This is a genomic window from Furfurilactobacillus sp. W61-4, from assembly GCF_057545565.1.
On the sequence record NZ_BAAJNZ010000001.1, the window covers coordinates 15916 to 39503 of the forward strand.

A 23588-nucleotide genomic window follows, 5' to 3' on the forward strand; every position below is an offset into this window, starting at 1 on the left:
GTTATTATCATGAAGAAAATCGATTGGGGCGCTCAATTTGTGACACAACATCTGTCACTATTTGCCTGTCCAGTGTGTCACCAGCCTTATCAACGTGTCGAAAAGCATACGGTTAGCTGTGCAAACGGCCATTCACTAGATTTTAATCGACGTGGGAGCTTATACTTCCTGCCCCATGCGGTCACCACTGAGTATGATGCAACCATGTTGGCTGCGCGACGCAAAATGTTGACAGCAGGCCTGTTCCTCCCATTGGTGCAAGCGATTAATGATCAATTGCCAACTGGTCCTCAAACGGTGCTCGACGTAGGTACTGGCGAGGGGACGCCGTTAGCCCAACTGGATGAACTTCGACAGCAAGCTGGCGACACGTTGATTGGTTTTGATCTGTCAAAAGATGGCATAAGCTTAGCAACTCAATTAACGACAGCGGCGTTTTTTTGTGTCGCTGATTTGGCCAAATTACCCTTTACGAATCAGCAGTTTGACGCTGTGATCGAACTTTTTTCACCGTCGGCTTACGGTGAGTTTGAACGAATTTTAAAACCAGGCGGGCGGATCATTAAGATTGTGCCTAATCACGATTACTTAGTGGAACTCCGGCACGCGCTTTATGAACCGACCGCTCCGCAATTTCAATATGATAATCAGCGGGTAGTGGCTTTATTTAAGGAACATTACCCGTCGATGATCGCGACCCCGATTCGTTATCAATTTACGATTGGACCGGATAAAATCGCGGATATGATGGCGATGACCCCCCTAAGTTGGGGCAGTGATGATGTGCACCGGCAGGCTTTATTAGCTCAACCAGTGGCAGCTGTTACCGTGGATGTGAGTGTTTTAACTGCCCAGGTGTGACGCGATCGGTTGTCGATGATTGGCCGAGGCCAAAGCGGATCGCGTGCGGTAAGTCGGGATTTTCGTATTGCTTGAATGGTGGCGAAGTGATAGGATGCTTATGGAATCATTTGATCGTCAATATCGTCTGGGTTGGCGTTAGTGGCGGTCAGATTCGGACTTCATTAACGTAGCGTCTCGCTGTATGCTAATACCGAGATGACTGCGTTTTTATTTTCAAATTAGTTAACAGAGTAAGGAGACTGCTTGTGACGAATCATATTGCTTTATTTGAACCCTTAATGCCGGCCAACACGGGTAACATTGCCCGAACCTGCGCGGGTACGGATACCGCCTTACATTTAATTGAACCACTGGGTTTTTCAACAGATGACGCTCATTTAAAACGCGCTGGGTTAGACTATTGGGATAAAGTTGACATCACCTATCATGAAAACTTGCCAGCCTTTATGGCAGCAATTCCAGCTGAGGACGACCTGTTTCTCGTTTCTAAATTTGCTCAAAAAACTTATGTTGATCCGGATTATACGAACGCGAATCATGACTACTGGTTTTTATTTGGTAAAGAAACCACTGGTCTACCAGAACCGTTTATGCGTCAGCATCCGGACCAAGCGATTCGCATTCCTCAAGACGATCAACACATTCGCGCTTTAAATCTTTCAAATTCGGCTGCTATTGTTATCTACGAAGTCATGCGTCAGCAACAGTTTAATCACTTGGAACAAACGCACTGGTATCCAAATGATAAGTTGAAATAAGGCAAACTAATGTCAATGAAAGGAGGCCTCTTTTGGCGGCACGAAAAAAAACAGCTCGGCGAACCCCTCGTTCATCACCCAAGAAACGACCATCATCCAGAAAGTCGACCAGTCGAAAGGCGATCTCAGTTTATAAATGGCATATATTCGGTTTTGTCATCGCATTTTTGGCTTTGTTAGCTGCCCTTCGCTTAGGAGCGGCAGGGGTCTTTTTTGCCAATGCATTGGCGGTCCTAGTCGGGAACACCAATCAATTTGCAGCGATCCTAGTTTTGATCGGCGGGGTGATCTTGATGGTAACTGGTCAGTTGCCGCGCCTACCGAAAAGGCAGTGGGGTGGTGGCAGCTTAGTCTACTTAGGACTATTACTATTTGATCATTTACGCTTATTTCTCGCTTTAAATTATCATGCCCATTTTGCCGCACTCACTTGGGGGATGATTGGCGATAACTTCAAAGCTGGTACGCTCACAACAGATGTCGGTGGTGGGATGATTGGGGCCTACCTATATGAGATAACTGAGCGTCTAACCGCTAATTTAGGCACCGCAATTTTATCGGCACTGCTGATCTTTGTTGGTGGGTTACTCTTGTTTAACATTTCCTTTGCGACTGTTGGTAACGGTTTGCAGAATGGCTGGCATTGGCTAATTCGTGGGCTAAAGTGGGGCCAAGGGCGGTTGAGTCGCTTTATTCGTCAGGCCGTATCCACCACGGCCACGCCTGATCAACCGGTTGCTAAGTCATCAGCGCAATCCTCCGAGCACAAATTGCCGGTAACAGGTGATCCAACCACCACTAGGCCCGTCGAAAAGCTGGCTAGTCCGGTTGATGCGTTACCAAAAGCGACCGCGGCACCAAGTCCGCAACCACCTAAAATTACGGTGGCGGCTGATCAAGCGGCTTCTGAGCCAACAGTTGCTCAAGAAACATTAGACTTAGGTGATCCGACGGCTGATTTAAGTGATTATCAGTTGCCAACTGCGGCACTACTGACGAAAATCCCGCCCACCGATCAGACGAACGAGCTGAATGCGATTGAGCAAAATTCCCAAACTTTGCAGCAAACATTAGCCAGTTTTGGGGTCGATGCAGAGGTCAAAAATGTTAATTTAGGACCTTCTGTGACGAAATATGAATTACATCCAGCGATCGGGGTTAAAGTCTCGAAGATCGTCAATTTAGCTGATGATCTCGCCTTAGCATTAGCGGCGAAAGACATTCGGATTGAGGCGCCAATCCCAGGCAAATCACTCATTGGAATAGAGGTCCCTAATCGCGAAATCTCAACGGTTAGTTTTCGTGACGTGGTCGAACATGAGCCAGCCCATCCCAATCACGTGCTAACCGTGCCTTTGGGGCGTGACGTAACGGGCAATATCGTGATGTGTGATCTTACGAAAATGCCGCATTTACTGATCGCTGGGTCCACGGGATCCGGTAAGTCTGTGGCGATTAACGGTATTATTACAAGTTTGTTGATGCAGGCTAAACCTGATCAGGTTAAGTTCATGCTGATTGATCCAAAACGAGTCGAATTGTCCGTTTATAATGACATTCCGCATTTACTGACCCCCGTCGTTTCTGAACCCAAGCGAGCAGCCAAAGCCTTGCATAAGGTAGTCGACGAAATGACGCGACGCTACGAGTTGTTTGCCAATTTTGGTGTTCGCAATATTGATGGATATAACAAACTCGCTGAACAAAATAATGCTACGAGCGATGTTGCTCAACCAAAGTTGCCTTATGTGGTCGCTATCGTGGATGAATTAGCGGACTTGATGATGACCGTTTCTTCCGAAGTGGAAGATGCGATTATCCGAATTGCCCAAATGGGACGGGCCGCCGGTATTCATATGATTTTAGCGACTCAGCGACCGTCCGTTGACGTTATTACGGGCTTAATTAAGGCAAATGTGCCATCACGCATTGCCTTTGCAGTGTCTAGTGGTATTGATTCTCGCACTATTTTAGATAGCAATGGGGCTGAAAAATTATTGGGCCGTGGTGACATGCTGTATCAACCAATTGATCAAAATAAACCGACTCGTGTTCAAGGTGAGTTTATCTCGGACAAAGACGTTGCGGCCGTGGTTGGTTTTATTAAAGATCAGCAAACCGCTGAGTATGATGACAAAATGGTGGTTAGTGACGCCGAGATCAATGACTCGGATGACGGGGACCAAGGCGACGACCTTGATGAATTGTATGATCAGGCGGTCGTGTTTGTCCAAGAACAGCAAAAGGCCTCGACTTCACTGCTGCAACGGCGTTTTCGCATCGGCTATAACCGAGCAGCGCGCATGATTGATGATATGCAGGCCCGAGGTGTTGTCGGTCCGGCGGATGGTTCTAGACCACGGCAGGTCTATCAACAGCCGCCAAGTGATCAAGCCTGAGGTTATAGGCCGTGACCGGTTGAAACGTCGCTTTAACCGCAAGTTGAAAGTGACGTCAGTATTTTCGAGAGAAACTTTGCCTCGATAACGCGTGCCAAATTCATGACGATTTCGGTCAACGTAAATAGCACTGTTTCCTATTGGAAACAGTGCTATTTACGTTGGTTCTGATTGGCAACACAGGGTTACGTTACAGCTCTGTGTGCTTGATGGTGTTACAACAATTCGCGGTTCATATCAGTCAGCTTCCTTTACATTTGGACCTGAAGCTGATTAGGTTATCGGTTCAATCCGTGATTAATCGTGGTTGTTAAAAAAGATTGAGTGGTTGCAGGGCTGCAAGAACGACACCACCGAGGGTCAAGACGATCATTACCCAAACCACAACCATGGTTAATTTTTCAAATCCACTACGTTTCTTTTTTCCCCGCATAACAATCAAGCACTCCTTAAAAAATTTATCTTTTATGGTACCGTGTCCACGCTTAAAGTACAAGCCCGTTTACTAGATTCCCAGATTAAAACCAGTTTCGTCGTCGTAATATAACGGCCGTGATTACAGAAGCCACAATGATGATGCTCATTACCAAAGCAAAGGCGTGCGCCGCGTGTGCAAAGGGTAAGCCAACATTCATCCCATAAATACCGCCGACAATGGTAGGAATGGTCATGATTAATGTTACGGAGGTGAGCAGTTTCATCACTTCGTTCAGGTTATTGGAAACCACGGCTGAAACCATCTCGCTATATTGGGCTAAAATGCTACTTTGAATGGTGGTCATTTTTTGGGCCTGATCCGTTTCATTTAAAATTTGTGCGAGTAGTTCTTGGAAATGAGGACCGTTAAAATAATCCGGTGCCGCGGCGATGGCTTTTAAAACTGGTCGATTATCGGATAGGGCACTTTTGAACAACACCAGGGTCTTTTGCATTGCCATGATCTGATAAATTTGATCATTATCAGTTGCTGTTGTGAGACTGCGTTCAAGGCGCTTGGTTTCTTGTTCGCTTAAAGCCAGGGCGTGAACGAATGCGTGCGCAATGTACCAACCAAAACGCAGCACGAAATCTTGTCGATCTGTGAGGTCGAGATTATTCGATGCCGTATTCATGATGAAGTCATGAATAAAACTGGCCGGTTGATTGGCAATGGTGATGACGGCTGAGTCAGTGACGATGAACGAAAATGGCCACGTCGCAAAGCTTAAATAACCGAGTGGACTTGTTTCGTATTTCGGGAATTGTAACAGTAAATGAAGGGGACGTTGTGGGCGAGCCGGATCGATGCCGTCGACCCGCGAGCTTTCACGATTATCTAAAATCGCGGAGATATCAGTTTCTGGAAAGTCATAGCGGTCGGCAAGAAATTTAATTTCTGCGTGAGTCGGTTGGACGACATTAATCCAGCAATCAGCGGTGGGTTCATTAACGGACACAAGGCGACCGGCCGTGTCGTTTTCATAATAATCAATCATAATTGAGTCCTCTTTTAGGGTAGGCCACTAGGCCATCAATTAAGACGGGATAAGCCCCCATTGTTCACGTCATTTTAAGCGTTTTAACCATGCATTTCAAATATGGTTCAAGTATACTAAGGGGCAGTTAATTGAAAAAGAAGGTGCTCCCTTGCTTAATCAAATCCTCATCCCGCTATTACTGTTAGTGATGATTTATGTGGCGTTATTGGTCCTTCGACGGATCACGTATCGCTTCTGGCCATCATTTATTCATCCACTGGATGGCCTGTTGCCTGCGTTAATCATCTTAAGTGCCTTACAGATCAACCGAAAAACGGTGATGCCGGTTTTGTTATGGATTGTCCTGTTGTGGCTAGTCGTTGGCCTACTTCTTAGCTGGCGAACATTTCAAGGGCGCCAACCGGTCTCTTACGGACAATTTGCCTTACTTTACTGGCGGGTCAGCGATCTTTTTTGGGTTGTGATTTATGGTTTGAGTACGGCTTGGCTATTAATTTGAATTAAACGGAGTCAGCAAATGCCCCACCATTCACCACTAGTTAGTTCGCGACAACAAATCCCGTTGTCACGGACTTTTTTTGTACAAAAATTTAGAAACGGTAACAAAATGTCGATATTTTTGGAATGAAGTGGTAGGAAGTGGGGGATTGTGGTAATATTTTTTATAGCGAGAGTGACAGGGGATAACCCTAGATTTTTCGCGGGTTTACATGAATAGCCACAAGGGAGGTGAGCTACCGATGTTCATGGGAGAATTTCAACATAACGTGGACGATAAAGGGCGGCTCATCATTCCAGCCAAATTTCGCAACCAACTTGGTGATCAATTTATGGTGACCCGTGGTTTGGATGGGTGTCTGTTTGGTTATCCCATGGCACAGTGGCAGGCCTTAGTTGATAAGACGCAAGCGTTATCCTTAACCAAACGAGATGCTCGGGCCTTTGCTCGCTTTTTGTTTGCAGGTGCCACTGAATGTGAATTTGACAAGCAGGGTCGCATTAATATTCCTGGGCCACTACGCGAACACGCCAAATTAGATAAAGCTTGTGTCATTGTTGGTGTTTCAGAACGGTTTGAAATTTGGTCAGCGACACAGTGGGCTCAATATAATGAACAAACGGATGCCAATATTGATGAAATTTCCGAAGCAATGGGTGATTTCGATTTTTAGACAACTAATTTAAAACGATGTTGATCGTTAGGGAGGTGGTTAATCACATGGCCGAATTTGAACATGTAACAGTACTGTTGAACGAAGCAGTTGCTGGATTAGCCATCAGGCCAGCCGGCGTGTATGTCGACTGTACTTTGGGTGGCGGCGGACACTCAGCCAAAATTTTGACGCAATTAACTACCGGTCATCTCTTCGCGCTAGATCAGGATGAAACCGCGTTAGCTTATAATCGCCAACATTTAGCCACTGCCATCGATCAACATCGGATCACATTAATTAAAGCAAATTTTCGTGATTTAACGGCCGTCTTAGCGGAGCGTGATGTGCAGCAAGTTGACGGCGTCTTATACGATCTTGGGGTTAGCTCGCCACAATTTGACGATGCTAAACGAGGTTTCAGTTATCGTCTTGATGCACCATTAGATATGCGCATGGATCAGGAACAATCGTTGAGCGCAATGACCGTGGTCAACGAGTGGCCCTATCAAGAGCTAGTTCGCATTCTGTATCGATATGGTGAAGAAAAGTTTGCTAAGTCAATTGCTAGACATATTGAGCAACAACGCGCCCAAGCACCGATTACAACGACTTTGCAATTAGCAGAACTTGTCAAAGCGGCAATTCCAGCCGCGGCTCGGCGCCACGGTGGTCATCCTGCTAAAAAAACTTTTCAAGCGATTCGGATTGCGGTCAATGATGAATTAGGGGCGCTAGAAGCCTCGTTGGAACAAGCGTTGGCGTTACTTGAGCCGGGTGGCCGAATTAGCTGTATTACGTTTCAGTCGCTGGAAGACCGACTCGTCAAGACGATGTTTCGTGAGCAAACGTCTTTACCAGAGTTGCCTGCGGGATTACCAGTGGTTCCAGAGGCGGTTAAACCGCAATTTCATCTTGTAACCAAAAAGCCAATCGAAGCGACTGCGGAAGAATTGGCGACCAATCACCGAGCACACAGCGCCAAGCTGCGCATTATTGAGCGCAACTAAACGGTTGACCGGTCGACGATTGATTTAATATTTATGATCACTGTCAATACATAGCTAAGGATGTCTGTAAATATGGCTCAAAATCTTGCACAAACTCAACCACGATTAAATCCAGATGTTGTGACGGCCCGCCCGCAAACACGGCCAGCAGCACAACCCGCCAGCAAGGCCAAAACGCGCAGTCTGCCCATTTCGGGATTTGAAATCGTATTAGCCGCAATTTGTGGTATTGTAATTGTATGTTTTGCGGTGAACATCATTCATTCGCGCATTGCGATTACAAATGCGCAGCGCAACTTACAAACGACGCAAACGCAACTCAAGCAAGTCAATAATGCCAATGCGTCGGCTACTCAAGAAATCAGCGAACTCTCCAGCCGCTCACGTCTTGATGCCGTTGCGGCCAAGCATGGGCTGACTTTAAACAGCCAAAACATAAGGAATGTTAGCAAATAATGAATAAAGATCCTAAGCGAATGTCCAGTTCAGATAGCACCCGTCGTAATCGGCAACATTTTGGTAATGCATTGTTGATTGCCACCATGGCGGTGTTTCTGTTATTGGGCATTCGTTTTATTTACATTGCTGTGGCAAAACAAGTGCAGCATGTCAGTTTATCCAAACAAACGCAGGCGTTATATACGGAACAGCAGACGGTCCATGCGAAGCGGGGGACGATTTTTGACGCCGATGGCAATCCGATCGCAATGGATACCAACACGTACACAGTGTATGCCGTCTTGAATAAGCACCAGGTTTCAATGTCAGGCAAACCACTTTACGTCACAGATAAGACCAAGGTAGCCCAAGTTTTGAGTAAAGCGTTGCATGTGGATGAACAGCAAATTATGAAGGCGTTAAATCCACAAAATAAGGGTGCTTTTCAGGTAGAATTTGGTGCCGCCGGAAAAAATCTATCGATTGCGACCAAGCAAACGATTGAAAAAGCTCACTTAAGCGGAATTGATTTCACGACCCAAAGTGCGCGGCTTTATCCAAACGGAACCTTTGCCAGTCACCTAATTGGCTATGCACAACCCACCACGCTTGCCAATGGGACCAGCTCATTGGTTGGAAAAATGGGTATTGAGCAGCAGCTTAACCGCCAGTTGACTGGAACCAACGGGGTTAAGCAGATGAAGCACGACTCTCAGGGAAATACATTACCTAACTCGCAACGAAACCCGCGCAAAGTTAAAAATGGTGATAATGTTTATACGACCCTGAACCCTGATTTGCAGAATTTGTTGGAAAATCAGATGCAAATTTTGTACAGTAAGTTGCAGCCAAAGAATATGGTTGCCATCTTAATGGATACTAAAACGGGGGCCATCTTAGCGGGAACGCAGCGACCAACTTTTAATGCGTCAACCATGCAAGGGTTAAGTGACGAATGGAATGATTTACTAGTTTCTGATCCGTATGAACCGGGCTCAACGATGAAGGGAATTTCGTTAGCGGCATCGATTGATTCAGGTCATTTTAACGGTAATGCGACTTATCAATCAGGACGTTACCAAATTGGCAATTCAGTTGTTCCGGACTGGAACCCGGCTGGTTGGGGCGTGATCACTTACTCGAAAGGATTTGATCTTTCTAGTAATGTCGCGATGGCCCATTTGGAACAACAAATGGGTGCCACGACTTGGCGAAAATATATTAAGAATTTCAAATTTTTAAAATCCACCAATAGTGGTCTGCCTGGTGAAGCTGCTGGTAGCATGCAATTTGCTCAACCAATCGAACAAGCTAACACTGCGTTTGGCCAAGGAATTACGGTAACGCCAATGCAGTTGATGCAAGCCTACACCGCGATTACCGGTAATGGTACGATGATTAAGCCGTATTATATTCGCAAAATTGTGAATCCCAATACTGGTAAAGTTGTCCAGCAAGGCAAACGTACCGTTGTTGGACATCCGATCAGTGCCGATACTGCCAAACAAGTTCGCTCACATATGACAGACTACGTTTATAAGTCATATGGGATGGGGAAGGACTTCAAAATCTCTGGCTATAAAGTCGCCGCCAAAACAGGGACGGCTCAAGTGGTTGGCAGTAACGGACAGTATATGGACGGCATGGATTCGACATTGAACTCTGTAATTGGCATGGTCCCAGCTAGCCATCCACGTTATCTGATGTATATTACGGTCAATCAGCCCAAACAGGTGCCTGAAAAGACCATTACGCAATGGGAAAATGATGTCTTTAGTCCAGTGATGACGGCTGCTTTGGCAATGAACAAACACACAGCTCTGCCGAGCAAAGCGACCACCGCCACGATTCCCAAGCTGACTGGTAAATCCGTTGATGATGCTAAACAAGCACTCACTGATGAATCATTGACTCCGATTGTAGTCGGCGACGGCGCAAAGATTACGGCACAATTGCCAACTGCTGGTAACCGGTCATTAACCAACCAGCGTGTCTTCTTACGGGCCGGTGATAATATGACGATGGTGGATATGACCGGTTGGTCGATGGGTGATGTTTTAGAGTTTGGTAAGTTAACTGGAATTTCAATTCGCACCTCAGGGAGTGGTTTTGCCAGTGCTCAAAGCTTACCGGCAGGAAAAACACTGCAAGCAAATGAACCTGTCACCGTCAAGTTCAAATAAAGAAAAAGGGTTGAAAGTAGGGTAATTAAGTATGCAACTAGGTTTGTGGATTGGCTCATTGGGTGTGGCGTTTGCCATTACCGCTCTATGTTTGCCAGGATTGATTCGGTATTTTCGTGCGCATGGGGAAGGCCAAACAATTTGGGAAAAAGGTCTGAGCTGGCACGAAAAGAAGAACGGGACGCCAACGATGGGCGGTCTGATGTTTATTGTGGCGATTGTCATTACCGTGATTGGCATTGGTCTTTGGCAACATGTGTTAAATAGTAGTGCTGGGATCTTACTGTTCACCCTAGTGTTTTACGGCTTATTAGGGATGTGGGACGATTCAATTAAAGTTTTTGAACGTCAAAATGACGGCCTAAAGGCGTGGCAAAAAATGTTAGGTCAAATTGTCGGGGCCATCATTTTTATGTTAGTCCTAGGTCATGAAGGTTTTTCAACCAGTCTTCACGTTCCGTTACTGGGCAACTTATCGTTAGGGGTCGGGTATATTATCTTTGCCATCATTTGGCTGATTGGTTTTTCCAACGCCGTCAACTTGACCGATGGGTTAGACGGCTTGGCAACTGGCTTGTCCATTATTGCTTTTCTTGCCTATGCGTTAATCGCACAGCATCAACATCAAAGTGGTGTGCAGGTCTTTTGCTTAGCAGTCGTAGGGGCGTTAGTCGCATTTTTGCTTTGGAACCACAAGCCGGCAAAAATCTTTATGGGCGATATGGGTTCACTAGCACTTGGCGGATCGCTGGCAGCCGTGGCCATTTTGTTACATCACGAATTATCCTTACTTTGGGTCGGAGGCGTGTTTGTGATTGAAACGGCCACTGTTATCATTCAAGTAAGCTACTTTCGGTTAACCCATGGCAAACGACTCTTTAAAATGACGCCGATTCATCACCAATTTGAATTAGATGGTTGGGGAGAATGGCGCATTGATTTAACCTTTTGGGCTGTCGGGGCGTTTTTAGCTGCAACCGGGGTCTGGGCGATGTGGTAAACCCATGATTTTTGATAAAACCATTGTTAATCACACATGATTCGATAATTTCAAACATAGAAAAGAGCGATTTCAGTGAAACAAATCACGACGTATCAGAATCAAAAGGTGTTGGTGTTGGGGTTGGCTAAAAGCGGTGAACAAGCCGCTCGACTCCTTAAAAAGCTAGGCGCATTGGTTACAGCCAATGACGCTAAACCGTTTGACGATAATCCGGCGGCCAAATCGTTGGTTGACGCAGGTATTCGCGTTATTGCCGGCAGCAATCCATTGTCGTTGCTTGATGAAGATTTCGCGTTGATTGTTAAGAACCCTGGTATTCCTTACGATAATGCTTTGATTAAAGCTGCTCAAGCACGCAACATTCCAATTATTACGGAGGTCGAACTAGCCGCTCAGGTCAATGAAGCGTTGTTAATCGGCGTTACGGGGACCAATGGCAAGACGACGGTGACAACGATGATCACGCAGATGCTGAATCAACATCGCACAGTTGGTCAAGCAAAGTTTGCGGGAAATATCGGCGTGCCAGCAACTGAGGTTGTGCAAACCCTCGGTAAAGATGATGTGATGGTTACGGAACTATCGAGTTTTATGTTAGCTGGAATTAAGACCTTACATCCACATATCGCTGTGATTACGAATATGTACACAGCCCATACAGATTGGCATGGTAGTCGTGAGGCGTATGTTGCCGCTAAAATGAACATTACCAAGAATCAGACGCCGGATGATTTCTTAATTATGAATTGGGATTTACCGGAGCAGCGTCAATTAGCTAAGCAAAGCCAAGCAACGATTATTACTTTTTCACAAAAAGGCGCACCGGAGACGGACGCTTATGTGGCCAATGACCAGTTGATGTGGCGCGGTGAGATCATCATGCCGATTGATCAACTAGCCGTGCCTGGCGAGCAAAATGTTGCTAATGCGCTGGCAGCGTTGGCCGCTGTTAAAATGGCTGGCACCAGCAATGCCGCGATTGCGGATGCTTTACGTGCTTTTACCGGTGTCCGGCATCGGCTTCAATATGTGATGACCTACCAACAGCGACAAGTTTACAATGATTCGAAAGCGACCGATATTGAGGCAACTCAAGTGGCGCTGCGCGGTTTTCAACAGCCAGTTATTTTGTTAGCTGGCGGTCTGGACCGGGGCTTTACATTTGAGCGACTAGTTCCAGAGTTTAGGGACCATGTGAAAGCAGTCGTTTTATTTGGACAGACGCAAACGCTACTTGCCGATGCAGCCAAGCAGGCTGGCATTCAAACGATTCGCTATGCCAAGGACGCGCCTGCTGCGGTGCCAGTGGCTTTTGCCTTGAGCGAGCCTGGCGATGTGATTCTCTTGTCACCGGCTAATGCGTCGTGGGATCAATTCCCTAGCTTTGAGGTCCGGGGCGACCAGTTCATCGACGCGGTGGAAGCCTATACCAACCAAAAGGAGCAACATGTATGAGACTGATGGTATCCGGCGGTGGCACGGGTGGACATATTTACCCGGCGCTAGCCTTAATTGATGACTTAAAGCAACATGATCCTGAGGCGACGGTCTGCTATGTGGGCACTCAGCGCGGTTTGGAAAGTAAAATTGTCCCAGCTCGTGGTCTCCAATTTGAGACGATCAAATTACAAGGTTTTTCTCGTTCTCTTAACTGGACAGGATTGAAAACAAATGTTAAAACAGTGCAATTGTTTTTAGCAGGGGTCCGTGATGCGCGGCGGTTGATCAAAGATTTTCAACCGGATGTTGTGGTTGGTACAGGCGGCTATGTCAGTTCGGCGGTTTTATACGCTGCCAGTCGGATGCACATTCCCACGTTAATTCATGAACAGAATTCTGTCGTGGGGGTCACCAATAAATTTCTGTCCCGTTTTGTCGATCAGATTGCGATTGCCTTTGAGGATGCTCGGTCTCAATTTCCAGAGCAAAAAGTGATCTTTACGGGTAATCCCCGGGCCCAACAAGTCGCGGAAATCAAGAGTCACTTCAGCTGGTCTGAGTATGGCTTAGTTGATCAAAAACCAACTTTATTGATTTTTGGGGGGAGCCAAGGCGCTCTAAAAATCAATGCGGTCAGTGTGGCGGCGATTCCAACATTTAACCAACGGGGTTATCAGGTTGTTTTCGTTACTGGTCAAAAGCGTTATGAAGACGTTAAGCAGCAACTTGCCAACGGCCATATTGTGCCAGGCAAAAATATCGTCATTCGGCCCTACATCAGCAACATGCCTGAGGTATTACCCAAAGTTTCGGCGATTGTCGGGCGCGCTGGGGCGACTAGTCTAGCGGAAATCACCGCCTTGGGTCGGCCGTCAATTCTGATTCCAAGTCCATATGTGACCAACGATCATCAGACTAAAAATGCGCAAAGCCTGGTTAACCAAGGGGCTGCGGAGATGATCAGTGAAGCTCAGTTAACGGCGCCACGTTTAGTCGAGGTTGTTGATCAGTTGATGAATGATCCAAAACGGCAAAACCAAATGGCTGCGGCTGCAAAGAAAATGGGTGTGCCTGACGCTGCCGATCAGTTGTTGGCCGTCGTGACAGATTTGGCCCGTTCCCGCCAACCGTAAACAAGCGGAGCAGAAATAACTAAATTCGGCGACACGAGTTTATTTAGCTGTGAAAGGAGGCGTCGGTTATCGCCAATCGTGTCATTAACCCTAACGATTCAAATAAACACCGACGCTTTTTTTCTCGACGTCATCAGCCGACCAATGCGGAAAAAAAAGCAACCATCAAGCCAATTCGGGCCCAACCGCCGAAAACGCCGCGACCAGATGCAGTTAATCGACACCGTCGGCACTTGGTTGGCGGTATTTTAGCAAGTTTAATCATCTTGCTAGGGATCCTTAGCTCGCCGTTGTTCGCGATTCATAGTCTTCAGGCCAAATCAACGCAGAATTTAAGCCGTGGTCAGATTGTCAAAGCCAGTGGGCTACAAGTCGGTCAGCCATTGTGGATAATTTGGCGTCACGATCAGCAGTTGTCGAAAGTTGCTAATGCGAATAACGATCTGATTAGACAGATTACCGTGACCACACATTGGTGGGATGTTCGCTTAGAGGCTAAGGAATATCGGCAGGCCGGGAATTTGGTTCGGGATGGAAAATACTATCAGGTGATTGAAAATGGCCGAATTTTAAAAACACCATTGGCGCATCCCACGGCTGGTTATCCAGTCTATAGTGGGTTTAAACACGATGCCACCTTTGCCATGGTCATTCAGCAGTATGCCGGATTGTCGAAAGATATTAAGCGTGGCATTTCCGAAATCGATTTGTCACCAACGAAGGCCAATCCACAGCGCCTACACTTATTCATGAATGATGGCAATGAGGTGTATGCTTCGCCTGATTCGTTTAGAGCGAAAATGAAGTATTATCCAGAAATTGCCGCTCAGATGAATGGTAAAGGAATCATCAACCTGGAGGTCGGTGCGTATTCGTATCCATTCCCACAGCATAAATCAAAGGCGAAAGCCAAGCATGGAACGACTAATGATCGCGCACAAACGAGGCGATAAGGTAAAAATTTTGCCAAATTTGTTAAAACACCGTCACAACGCGGTGTTTTTTTATTTCGAGGTGCGAAAGCCGCGTCAAGTATGGTAAACTTTTGATAATTGGATGATGGGTGTTAGTCTTGTCATATCAACTAAAAAGAAAGAAATCAAAATTTGAACTGATTAGGTAAAATCAGCTACTATGGGAGGTTCCGGTTTGATGGATAACGCGGAAATTTTTGTCGGCTTAGATATTGGAACCACCTCAATCAAAGTGATCGTTGCCGAAAAAAGTAACGGTGAAATGAATGTTATTGGGGCGGGGACACAGCCATCGCGGGGCCTCAGTCGTGGTGTAATTGTCGATATTGATCAGGCTGCCAGTGCGATTCGCGCAGCAGTGAATCAAGCTGAGCAAAAGGCCAATGTCCATATAGATTCTGTTATTTTAGGAATTCCAGCTAATCAACTGAAAATTGAGCCGACATCTGGGATGGTTGCCGTTGCCGATGGTAATCAGGCACGCGAGATCACGGATCGTGATGTTCAAAATGTCACCAATGCGGCTTTACTACAGAGCTTACCGCCAGAGCGAGAAATCATTTCGATCGCGGCGGACGAATTTGTTGTCGATGGCTTTGATGAGATTCAGGATCCACGTGGTATGGTCGGGGTTCGTTTAGAAATGCATGGCACGCTTTATTCTGGGCCGAAAACGATCGTGCATAACGCTAAAAAAGCGGTGATGCAGGCTGGATTACACGTCGCCGATGTGACAGTTACGCCACTTGCACTGGGGCGAACCGTCTTAAATGATGGTGAACAAGACTTCGGTACGGTGATTATCGATTTAGGTGGTGGTCAAACAACGGCTGCGGTCATTCACGATCATCAGTTGAAATATGCGACTGTTGATCAAGAGGGTGGCGATTTCATCACTAAGGATATCTCGGTGGTGTTGAATACCTCGATGAGTGATGCAGAACGGCTTAAACGTGACTTTGGCTTTGCCAATGCGGATCAAGCTAGTGAAGAGAACCAATTTCCGGTAACTGTCGTTGGTCAGCCTGAACCGGTGTCGGTCAGTGAACATTACTTGGCTGAAATCATCGAAGCGCGGGTTCAACAGATTTTTGACACGTTACGAGCTTCATTGGATCAAGTCGGAGCCCTCTCATTACCGGGTGGCATTGTGTTAACCGGTGGGGTGGCCGCGTTGCCAGGCATCGTGGAGTTGGCCGAGGATATCTTCGGCGTGCGGGCCCGCATCTACGTCCCTGAGCAAATGGGACTGCGGCATCCGCAGAACGCGACTGCGTTGGCTTTGATTAAGTATAGTGGTGTACAAAATGAAACTCAGCGCTTAGTGAAAGATGCGTTGATGGGTGAATTTGTCCCACAAGCTGATGTGACGCCAGTTATTGACGAGCAAACAGCTCGTCGGCAAGTGGCTCAGTCAGCACCTGCAAATGATCAAACAACTCAAACAAACGAATCATCGAAAGACAAGAAAAATCGTGTGAGTGGCCTACGGGACTTCTTTCGCAATTTCTTTGATTAAGCAAGTGGAGGAACCATAAATGGAAAATGCAGTAGAACAAGGCCAACCAGTTGGCGCAAAAATTAAGGTAATCGGAGTTGGTGGCGGTGGTAGCAACGCCGTTAACCGCATGATCGACGACAAAGTTTCTGGAGTGGACTTTATCGTGGCTAACACGGATGTGCAAGCTTTAAACGGCAGTAATGCGACGACTAAAATCCAATTAGGACCGAAGTTAACGCGTGGTTTGGGTGCTGGTTCTAATCCGGAAGTCGGGCAAAAAGCCGCAGAAGAAAGCGAAGATGCTTTAGCAGAAGCGTTATCCGGTGCCGATATGATCTTTGTAACCGCTGGTATGGGTGGTGGTACTGGGAACGGAGCTGCGCCAGTGGTCGCTCGAATTGCTAAGGAGCAAGGGGCCCTCACGGTTGGGGTGGTCACTCGACCATTTACGTTTGAAGGCCCACGGCGGGGTCGTTATGCCGCTGAAGGAATTGCAAACTTAAAAGAAAATGTTGACACGTTAATCATCATTGCCAATAACCGACTATTGGAAATGGTTGATAAAAAGACACCGATGATGGATGCCTTTAAGGAAGCCGATAATGTGTTACGTCAAGGTGTCCAAGGGATCTCAGACCTAATCACTTCTCCCGGATTCGTGAACCTTGATTTTGCCGACGTTAAGACGGTGATGCAGGATCAGGGAACAGCGCTCATGGGCATCGGCGCTGCTTCAGGCGAAAATCGGACGGCCGACGCGACCAAGGCAGCTATTTCTTCGCCATTACTTGAAGTCTCAATTGATGGGGCTGAACAAGTGTTGTTGAACATCACCGGCGGACCTGACCTGTCCTTGTTTGAAGCGCAAACCGCCTCCGACATTGTGGCACAAGCGGCCACAACTGATGTGAACATTATCTTTGGGACCTCGATTGATGAAAACTTAGGTGATGAAGTTCGGGTCACCGTGATTGCCACTGGGATTGATCATAAAAAGGCTGCCCATCAGGCGGCTCAATCAAATGGGCGCAACGTATTTGATCCACAAGGCGCTCAACCAACCTCGGCAACTTCAGCAGCGCCGGCGCAATCAGCTGGCAGTACCGATCCATTTGGCAATTGGGATATCACGCGCCAGCCAACGACAAATAATCGTCCGGCCAGTGAGAGTGACAGCGGGGAATTTGCTGGTGTTGAAAAGACTGATTTCGATGTCTTCAATGCCAATTCATCAGATGCCGCTGCCAGTAACGAATCGGCTGAATCAGAGGCTGGTGGAATTGATTTACCACCATTTCTACGGCGTCGCCGACGCAATAACGATCAGTAAGCGGTCACGGAAATTTATGTTAGGATGAACGCGGTCACTCAGCAATCTGAGTGACTTTGTTGTTACCAACAGCTAAGAGATAAGTCAGACCGATCATCCGAGCTGGAAAGGAGCCCATATGGCATTTAGTTTTAGCAACTTTTTTGGGATGGAAGAGCCAGATGCGACCGCCAATAATTCGGCGGCCTCACAGTCCCCACGACCAACGTCTAATGGTGGTCCGCGTCGGCCAGCTAAAGTAGTCGACATGGCCGGACGGTCAGCATCTGCCAACCACATCAGCTTATTTGAACCGCGAATTTATTCGGACGTTAAGGAAATTGCGCAACAACTATTGGAAAGCCAGGCTGTGATCGTTAATTTCGATAAACTGGATGATCAATCCAGTCGGCGGATGGTCGACTTTTTGACCGGGGCAGTGTTTGCGATCAGTGGAGAAATCAAGCGCGTCGGCGACACGATTTTTCTATGTACGCCGAACAGTTTTGAGGTTTCCGGTGATTTAACCGCCCAATTTGATCAAAATGGACATAATTTTTGAAAACACTTTTGGACAATTAACTGAAATGGAGTCGAATTCGTGATTGCATTATTATTTACCGTCCTTAATTGGGCCTTTGAGCTGTACACATTTGCGTTAATTGTGTATGTCTTAATGTCTTGGTTCCCAGGCGCATATGGAACCGGCTTTGGTCGTTTTCTAGGCCGCATTTGCGAACCCTACTTGCAACTGTTTGATTTCATTCCACCGTTGGGCGGGATTAGCTTTGCACCCACAGTTGCAATTTTAGTCTTGATCTTAGTCCAATATGGACTATTTGGGTTATTACAATCAGTTTTATCCGTTTTATAGTTGAGGTTAGGTGGCATAGACCATGGCAGCAGACACACAAGTCATTCAACATTTTCGTCCAGAAGAGGCCAGCTTTATCAGTGAGGCCCAAACGTGGATTGCGACAGCCGGCAGTGAGTACCGACCGTATCTCACCGGTTTCTTAAATCCACGTCAATTGTATATTTTGCAAACGCTAGTCAATGCCGAGGATGGATTAAAAGCTCATGCTAACGGTGGCTATCCGAATGCAGAGCAGCAACGAGCCCTCATTTTTCCGGATTATTACACGCCCCAAATTGATGATTTTGAGTTACAGTTATTGGAAATTATTTATCCAACCAAATTTGCTGAATTGCACCATTCGGACATCTTGGGTACGCTAGCGAATCTCGGGATTGACACGAGTATTTTCGGTGATATTATCACGGATGGTAGTATTTGGCAGGTCGTGGTGGCGGCTTCAATGACTGCTTTTTTTAAAACTCAAGTGGAGCGGATCGGTAAAATTAAGGTTCATTTGAGTGAACGTTCATTGGCCGATGCTTTATTGCCACAAGTGGATTGGGAACGACTACCGGAATTGGTGACGTCGTTGCGGTTAGATACAGTCATCGCTGCAGCCTTTAATCTATCACGTAACCGGGCTAAAGGCTTAGTTGAAGCAGGGGATATACGGTTAAATTGGATGACCAACATGCATGCTGATACGGCCCTCGAGGCTGGTGATATGGTTTCAGTCCGTCACTTTGGCCGGGTTCGGTTAGATGCGTTAAATGGTAAAACTCGTAAAGATAAACTAAAAATCGACTTGTCAGTCGTGCGTCGTTAACTTATGCTTAGAGGTGTATGAAAACGTAAGTTAATTACGGATTTCGTTTCGGATGGAGGAAATCATTATGGCATTAAGCCCAATGGATATTCATAATAAGGAATTCACACGCAAGGGCCGCAACGGCTATGCCGCTCAGGAAGTTGATGACTTTTTGGACGAAGTGATTGCCAGCTATCAACAAGTCTTGAATCAAAATAAAGATCTGCAGGATCAACTGGATAAAGCGAACCATAATTTGAGTCAGTATGACGAGATGAAGAACTCGTTAAACCAATCGATTTTGGTCGCACAAGAAGCTGCGGATAAGGTTAAGCAGGAAGCTAATAACCAAGCTACTAATGTGTCTCGTGAAGCTCAACAACAGGCGCAAGCGGTTGTCGCCGAAGCTCAAGCGAAAGCGGGTCAGATTACCGCTGAAGCAGCTAATAACGCGACCCGGTTGAACAATGAGAGCAATGCACTTCGGGCTGAAACTAAGACCTTCCAGCAACGGCTGGCGGCAATGGTTCAAGCCCAATTAGATTTGGTTAATTCTGATGACTGGAATCAATTACTTGAACCAACTGGTCTGCAAAGTTATCCTGAATTACAAGCGGCGATTAATCACAGTCAACCGACTCATTTGGCGCCAAGTACACCAAGTGAGCCAGAGACGCCGGCTGCCCAATCACAGACAGTGGTGATCTTCCCTGACAGTGATCAAGATAGCAACAACTCGGCTGCCAATGATTCGACGACGGATTCAGACGCGCCCCAAGCATAATGTCATTTTAACCACTAAGAACAGCGATTAACGGGTGCCCGTACAGCGAGCAACCATCTGGTGAGAGGTTAGCCGGCACCACCCGTGTGATTGATCCTCTTAGTGTTAGTGTTGACTGAACCCTCAGTAGGTGAGGAAAGTAAGTGAACCCGGCTCCGACCGTTATCCGGACGATTAAGGAGTTTCGCTGCATTGAACGGCCGGCTTTGGCTGACTGTCAAGGCATTAGCGAAGCTTAAATTTAGGTGGTACCACGTTAACTCGTCCTGAACAGGGGCGATTTTTTTGTTGTTGTGATGAATTTTCAAGCATGATGTCATGCAGAAAGGAAGTTTGTGCATGCGGATTAAGGAAACGCTCAATTTGAATAAGACCGGTTTTCCGATGCGGGGAAATCTTCCCGTTACCGAGCAAGAACGGCAAAACGTATGGGCAGAGAATAAAGTTTATGAACAACGCCAAAAATTAAATGAAGGGAAACCTTCGTTTGTGCTACATGATGGCCCGCCATATGCAAATGGTGATATTCATATTGGTCACGCGCTGAACAAAATCAGTAAAGACATTATTGTTCGATTCAAGTCAATGAATGGTTTTCGTGCACCTTACGTTCCTGGTTGGGACACGCATGGATTACCAACGGAACAAGCTTTGACCAACCAAGGTGTGGACCGAAAATCGATGACGACGGCCCAATTTCGTGAGTTATGTCGGCAGTTTGTTTTAAAGGAAATTGATAAGCAGCGGACTGGTTTTAAGCGGCTGGGCGTCGCCGGTGACTGGGATCACCCTTACATCACTCTGCAGCCTGAATACGAGGCCGCACAAGTGCGCGTCTTCGGTGAATTTGTCAAAAAAGGCTACATTTTCCGTGGTCAAAAGCCTGTCTACTGGTCATGGTCCTCAGAATCCGCATTAGCGGAAGCCGAAGTCGAGTATCATGACGTGGAATCACCATCGATCTTCTTTGCCGAACAGGTTAAAGATGGTCATGGATTGTTGGATGATGACACCTATTTTGTGGTCTGGACGACCACCCCATGGACCATTCCCGCATCTGAGGGGATTACTGTGTCCGCTTCATTTGACTACTCAGTCATTCAACCAGCTGGTGAAACACGTAAATTTGTGGTGGCCACTCAGTTGGTCAACAGTGTGGCAGAGACGCTTGGCTGGGAAGATGTGAAAACTTTACAGACCCTTAAGGGAAGTCAATTAGATCAGATGACGGCGAACCATCCGTATTATGATCGTGAATTGATGGTCATGAACGGCGGTTTTGTTACCCTAGATGCTGGTTCTGGACTGGTCCACACGGCACCTGGTTTTGGGGAAGATGATTTCAATATTGGCACTAAGTACGGCTTACCAGTTTTTGCCCCTGTTGATGCGCAAGGCAAGATGACCGATGAAGCACCTGGTTTTGAAGGGGTCTTTTATGAGGATGCTAATCAGCTGAGCATGGATAAGTTAGCGGCTAAAAACCTCTTGCTGAAACATATTCCATACGTTCATAGTTATCCATTTGACTGGCGGACAAAGAAGCCAATTATTTTCCGAGCTACGCCACAGTGGTTTGCAAGTGTTTCTTCGTTTAGAGATCAAATTCTCGATGCGTTAGACGGCGTTAAATTCCAACCAGACTGGGGCAAACGGCGGTTGTACAACATGATTAAGGATCGTGGCGACTGGGTCATCTCACGTCAACGGGCCTGGGGAGTACCTTTGCCCATCTTTTATGCTGAAGATGGGACGCCAATTATGACCGAAGCAACGATTAATCACGTTGCTGATTTGTTTGGTGAACACGGTTCTAATTATTGGTTTGAGCATGAGGCAAAGGAGTTGTTGCCGGCAGGATTCACATCCCCACATTCACCAAATGGCGAATTCACGAAAGAAACTGACATTATGGATGTCTGGTTTGATTCTGGTTCTAGTAATCAAGCTGTTTTGGCCGCTAGACCAGAATTAACGTACCCCGCTGACCTTTATTTAGAGGGTTCTGATCAGTTTCGTGGTTGGTTTAACTCCAGTCTGATCACTTCGGTGGCGGTTTCCGGACAAGCGCCATATCGGGGTGTGGTCAGTCAAGGATTTACGTTGGACAAAGACGGTAAAAAGATGAGTAAGTCCATCGGCAATACCATTGCCCCAGCGGACATTGTCGACAAGATGGGGGCGGAGATTTTACGTCTGTGGGTGGCCTCTGTCGATTCGTCTGCTGATGTCCGCGTTTCAATGGACAGTTTTAGTCAAATCTCAGAAAGCTACCGCAAACTACGCAACACTATGCGTTTTATGCTGGCAAACGTGACAGACTTTGAGCCAGATCATAACGCGGTGCCATATGCCAAATTAGCTGGCGCCGATCGCTATCTGCTTAGCCGTTTAAACGAACTTGTGGAAACAATCAAAGCAGACTATGACCGCTACGATTTCATCGCTGTTTACAAGGGATTATTAGCCTTTGTGACCAATGATTTGTCGGCCTTTTATCTAGACTTTGCGAAAGATATTCTTTATATTGATGCGGCTGATTCTCAGACAAGACGCAGCATGCAAACAGTGTTGTATCAAGTATTAGTGCGTTTGACCAAATTAATGACGCCAATCTTGCCGCATACTAGTGAAGAAATCTGGGGTTTCTTGCATGAGCCAGAGCATTTTGTGCAGCTAGCTGAGATGCCAGCAGTCGAACCTGAATGGCAAGATGAGGCGCTGATCGGCCGATGGGCAGACTTCATGGCCTTACGTAACGATGTCTTGAAATCTTTAGAGACAGCGCGGGATCAAAAGTTGATTGGCCGACCAATGGAAGCTGCCTTGACGTTATATGTCAGTGAGCATAATGAAAAGATGCTGGCCAACTTGCATAGTAATGTGGCACAGTTGTTGATTGTGTCGCAATTGGCAATTAAGCCATTGGAAGAAGCACCACGCCAAGCAGATCAGTACGAAGATGTTGCTGTGGTTGTGGAACATGCTGATGGTGAAGTCTGCCAGCGGTGCCGCATGATTAAAAAAGATGTTGGCAGCGACAGCGCTTATCCAATGTTGTGTGCGCGTTGTGCTCACATTGTGCGAACTGAATTTCCAGAAAGTGTTACTGACGGGCTAGAAAAATAATCTTACGCTACACTAAAGCATAGTTAAAAAAATCCCTCATTTGCCGATTTGGGCAGCAAATGAGGGATTTTTGAGTACAGCCACGATTATGATTCACTAACGCGCATGGCTGAGCGATGTTGTTCGACAAACGTTTTAGTGTAGGCGGTCAAGTCAATGTCAAAAAAATCGGCAATGAAGAAGAGGTTACCCATGGAAACGTTCGTGCCATTTTCATAACGCGACAACATACCGGCCGACAAGTTTAACTGATACCGGTCGTTTAACGCCGCGGCTAACTGGCGTAATGTCAGGTGCTGTTTAAGCCGTTGTTCTCGAAGCATGTCGCTTAGCAAGTCAGCCACCTCCAAAAATTCGTTGATTATCT

22 protein-coding genes are annotated in these 23588 nt (G+C 46.7%); 19 read left to right on the forward strand and 3 right to left on the reverse strand.

Annotated elements, in window-relative coordinates; genetic code table 11:
- Nucleotides 1–9: 9 nt before the first annotated feature.
- From AC27FN_RS00165 to AC27FN_RS00175, 3 genes are all read left to right on the forward strand, one after another.
- Nucleotides 10–861, forward strand: coding sequence for a methyltransferase domain-containing protein (locus AC27FN_RS00165; RefSeq protein ID WP_487166013.1), 852 nt, complete (start codon nucleotides 10–12; stop codon nucleotides 859–861).
- Between the two features lie 248 nt (nucleotides 862–1109).
- Nucleotides 1110–1622: a tRNA (cytidine(34)-2'-O)-methyltransferase gene (locus tag AC27FN_RS00170; protein ID WP_487166014.1), complete on the forward strand. Its 513-nt coding sequence runs from the start codon at nucleotides 1110–1112 to the stop codon at nucleotides 1620–1622.
- A 32-nt stretch (nucleotides 1623–1654) separates the two neighbouring features.
- The gene (locus AC27FN_RS00175; protein WP_487166015.1) at nucleotides 1655–4021 is read left to right on the forward strand and encodes an FtsK/SpoIIIE family DNA translocase; all 2367 of its coding nucleotides are present in this window, start codon (nucleotides 1655–1657) and stop codon (nucleotides 4019–4021) included.
- A gap of 310 nt (nucleotides 4022–4331) precedes the next feature.
- On the opposite strand, the gene AC27FN_RS00180 is transcribed toward AC27FN_RS00175, so the two are convergent.
- The gene (locus AC27FN_RS00180; RefSeq protein WP_487166016.1) at nucleotides 4332–4454 is read right to left on the reverse strand and encodes a DUF4044 domain-containing protein; all 123 of its coding nucleotides are present in this window, start codon (nucleotides 4452–4454) and stop codon (nucleotides 4332–4334) included.
- Nucleotides 4455–4539: 85 nt separating this feature from the next.
- A complete protein-coding gene (locus AC27FN_RS00185) occupies nucleotides 4540–5496 on the reverse strand; it encodes a magnesium transporter CorA family protein (RefSeq protein WP_487166017.1) in 957 nt (318 codons plus the stop codon).
- A 151-nt stretch (nucleotides 5497–5647) separates the two neighbouring features.
- Here AC27FN_RS00185 and AC27FN_RS00190 point away from each other — a divergent pair, with 151 nt between their 5' ends.
- The 16 genes from AC27FN_RS00190 (at nucleotide 5648) to ileS (ending at nucleotide 23221) form a co-directional block, all read left to right on the forward strand.
- Nucleotides 5648–5998 carry a DUF3397 family protein gene (locus tag AC27FN_RS00190; protein WP_487166018.1) on the forward strand — a complete coding sequence of 117 codons (351 nt, stop codon included), beginning with the start codon at nucleotides 5648–5650 and terminating at the stop codon, nucleotides 5996–5998.
- Between the two features lie 241 nt (nucleotides 5999–6239).
- Nucleotides 6240–6671, forward strand: coding sequence for a division/cell wall cluster transcriptional repressor MraZ (gene mraZ, locus AC27FN_RS00195; RefSeq protein ID WP_487166019.1), 432 nt, complete (start codon nucleotides 6240–6242; stop codon nucleotides 6669–6671).
- 47 nt (nucleotides 6672–6718) lie between these two features.
- A complete protein-coding gene (gene rsmH, locus AC27FN_RS00200; RefSeq protein WP_487166020.1) occupies nucleotides 6719–7660 on the forward strand; it encodes a 16S rRNA (cytosine(1402)-N(4))-methyltransferase RsmH in 942 nt (313 codons plus the stop codon).
- Between the two features lie 72 nt (nucleotides 7661–7732).
- Nucleotides 7733–8116 (forward strand): cell division protein FtsL, encoded by a 384-nt coding sequence (gene ftsL, locus AC27FN_RS00205; protein ID WP_487166021.1) that lies wholly within the window; start codon nucleotides 7733–7735, stop codon nucleotides 8114–8116.
- Nucleotides 8116–10281: a penicillin-binding transpeptidase domain-containing protein gene (locus AC27FN_RS00210; protein ID WP_487166022.1), complete on the forward strand. Its 2166-nt coding sequence runs from the start codon at nucleotides 8116–8118 to the stop codon at nucleotides 10279–10281. The genes ftsL and AC27FN_RS00210 overlap by 1 nt, the downstream gene beginning before the upstream one ends.
- A 31-nt stretch (nucleotides 10282–10312) precedes the next feature.
- The gene (mraY, locus tag AC27FN_RS00215) at nucleotides 10313–11281 is read left to right on the forward strand and encodes a phospho-N-acetylmuramoyl-pentapeptide-transferase (protein WP_487166023.1); all 969 of its coding nucleotides are present in this window, start codon (nucleotides 10313–10315) and stop codon (nucleotides 11279–11281) included.
- 75 nt (nucleotides 11282–11356) lie between these two features.
- Entirely contained in the window at nucleotides 11357–12739 is a 1383-nt protein-coding gene (gene murD / locus AC27FN_RS00220; protein ID WP_487166024.1) for a UDP-N-acetylmuramoyl-L-alanine--D-glutamate ligase, read from the forward strand.
- On the forward strand, nucleotides 12736–13857 hold the full coding sequence (murG, locus tag AC27FN_RS00225) for an undecaprenyldiphospho-muramoylpentapeptide beta-N-acetylglucosaminyltransferase (RefSeq protein WP_487166025.1): 1122 nt from the start codon (nucleotides 12736–12738) through the stop codon (nucleotides 13855–13857). Before murD ends, murG begins: the two co-directional genes overlap by 4 nt.
- A gap of 266 nt (nucleotides 13858–14123) precedes the next feature.
- Complete coding sequence (locus AC27FN_RS00230) at nucleotides 14124–14810, forward strand: cell division protein FtsQ/DivIB (RefSeq protein ID WP_487166026.1); 687 nt, start codon at nucleotides 14124–14126, stop codon at nucleotides 14808–14810.
- 199 nt (nucleotides 14811–15009) lie between these two features.
- Nucleotides 15010–16350, forward strand: a complete 1341-nt coding sequence (gene ftsA, locus AC27FN_RS00235; RefSeq protein WP_487166027.1) for a cell division protein FtsA — start codon at nucleotides 15010–15012, stop codon at nucleotides 16348–16350.
- Nucleotides 16351–16369: 19 nt separating this feature from the next.
- Nucleotides 16370–17662 carry a cell division protein FtsZ gene (gene ftsZ / locus AC27FN_RS00240; protein ID WP_487166028.1) on the forward strand — a complete coding sequence of 431 codons (1293 nt, stop codon included), beginning with the start codon at nucleotides 16370–16372 and terminating at the stop codon, nucleotides 17660–17662.
- A 118-nt stretch (nucleotides 17663–17780) separates the two neighbouring features.
- A complete protein-coding gene (locus AC27FN_RS00245; protein WP_487166029.1) occupies nucleotides 17781–18203 on the forward strand; it encodes a cell division protein SepF in 423 nt (140 codons plus the stop codon).
- 39 nt (nucleotides 18204–18242) lie between these two features.
- Complete coding sequence (locus AC27FN_RS00250; protein WP_487166030.1) at nucleotides 18243–18515, forward strand: YggT family protein; 273 nt, start codon at nucleotides 18243–18245, stop codon at nucleotides 18513–18515.
- A 22-nt stretch (nucleotides 18516–18537) separates the two neighbouring features.
- Nucleotides 18538–19326 carry a YlmH family RNA-binding protein gene (locus tag AC27FN_RS00255; protein ID WP_487166031.1) on the forward strand — a complete coding sequence of 263 codons (789 nt, stop codon included), beginning with the start codon at nucleotides 18538–18540 and terminating at the stop codon, nucleotides 19324–19326.
- A gap of 67 nt (nucleotides 19327–19393) precedes the next feature.
- Nucleotides 19394–20092 carry a DivIVA domain-containing protein gene (locus AC27FN_RS00260; protein ID WP_487166032.1) on the forward strand — a complete coding sequence of 233 codons (699 nt, stop codon included), beginning with the start codon at nucleotides 19394–19396 and terminating at the stop codon, nucleotides 20090–20092.
- Between the two features lie 339 nt (nucleotides 20093–20431).
- Nucleotides 20432–23221 (forward strand): isoleucine--tRNA ligase, encoded by a 2790-nt coding sequence (gene ileS / locus AC27FN_RS00265; protein ID WP_487166033.1) that lies wholly within the window; start codon nucleotides 20432–20434, stop codon nucleotides 23219–23221.
- Nucleotides 23222–23307: 86 nt separating this feature from the next.
- Here ileS and AC27FN_RS00270 read toward each other — a convergent pair whose 3' ends face one another.
- On the reverse strand, nucleotides 23308–23556 hold the full coding sequence (locus AC27FN_RS00270) for a helix-turn-helix domain-containing protein (RefSeq protein WP_487166034.1): 249 nt from the start codon (nucleotides 23554–23556) through the stop codon (nucleotides 23308–23310).
- Between the last annotated feature and the right edge of the window lie 32 nt (nucleotides 23557–23588).

Excerpts from the sequence above, each read along its gene's own strand:
- AC27FN_RS00165 (WP_487166013.1), top strand. The coding sequence starts at position 10 with ATGAAGAAAATCGATTGGGGCGCTCAATTTGTGACACAACATCTGTCA.
- AC27FN_RS00180 (WP_487166016.1), bottom strand. The coding sequence starts at position 4,454 with ATGCGGGGAAAAAAGAAACGTAGTGGATTTGAAAAATTAACCATGGTT.
- AC27FN_RS00185 (WP_487166017.1), bottom strand. The coding sequence starts at position 5,496 with ATGATTGATTATTATGAAAACGACACGGCCGGTCGCCTTGTGTCCGTT.
- mraZ (WP_487166019.1), top strand. The coding sequence starts at position 6,240 with ATGTTCATGGGAGAATTTCAACATAACGTGGACGATAAAGGGCGGCTC.
- rsmH (WP_487166020.1), top strand. The coding sequence starts at position 6,719 with ATGGCCGAATTTGAACATGTAACAGTACTGTTGAACGAAGCAGTTGCT.
- ftsL (WP_487166021.1), top strand. The coding sequence starts at position 7,733 with ATGGCTCAAAATCTTGCACAAACTCAACCACGATTAAATCCAGATGTT.
- AC27FN_RS00210 (WP_487166022.1), top strand. The coding sequence starts at position 8,116 with ATGAATAAAGATCCTAAGCGAATGTCCAGTTCAGATAGCACCCGTCGT.
- mraY (WP_487166023.1), top strand. The coding sequence starts at position 10,313 with ATGCAACTAGGTTTGTGGATTGGCTCATTGGGTGTGGCGTTTGCCATT.
- murG (WP_487166025.1), top strand. The coding sequence starts at position 12,736 with ATGAGACTGATGGTATCCGGCGGTGGCACGGGTGGACATATTTACCCG.
- ftsA (WP_487166027.1), top strand. The coding sequence starts at position 15,010 with ATGGATAACGCGGAAATTTTTGTCGGCTTAGATATTGGAACCACCTCA.
- ftsZ (WP_487166028.1), top strand. The coding sequence starts at position 16,370 with ATGGAAAATGCAGTAGAACAAGGCCAACCAGTTGGCGCAAAAATTAAG.
- AC27FN_RS00245 (WP_487166029.1), top strand. The coding sequence starts at position 17,781 with ATGGCATTTAGTTTTAGCAACTTTTTTGGGATGGAAGAGCCAGATGCG.
- AC27FN_RS00255 (WP_487166031.1), top strand. The coding sequence starts at position 18,538 with ATGGCAGCAGACACACAAGTCATTCAACATTTTCGTCCAGAAGAGGCC.
- AC27FN_RS00260 (WP_487166032.1), top strand. The coding sequence starts at position 19,394 with ATGGCATTAAGCCCAATGGATATTCATAATAAGGAATTCACACGCAAG.
- ileS (WP_487166033.1), top strand. The coding sequence starts at position 20,432 with ATGCGGATTAAGGAAACGCTCAATTTGAATAAGACCGGTTTTCCGATG.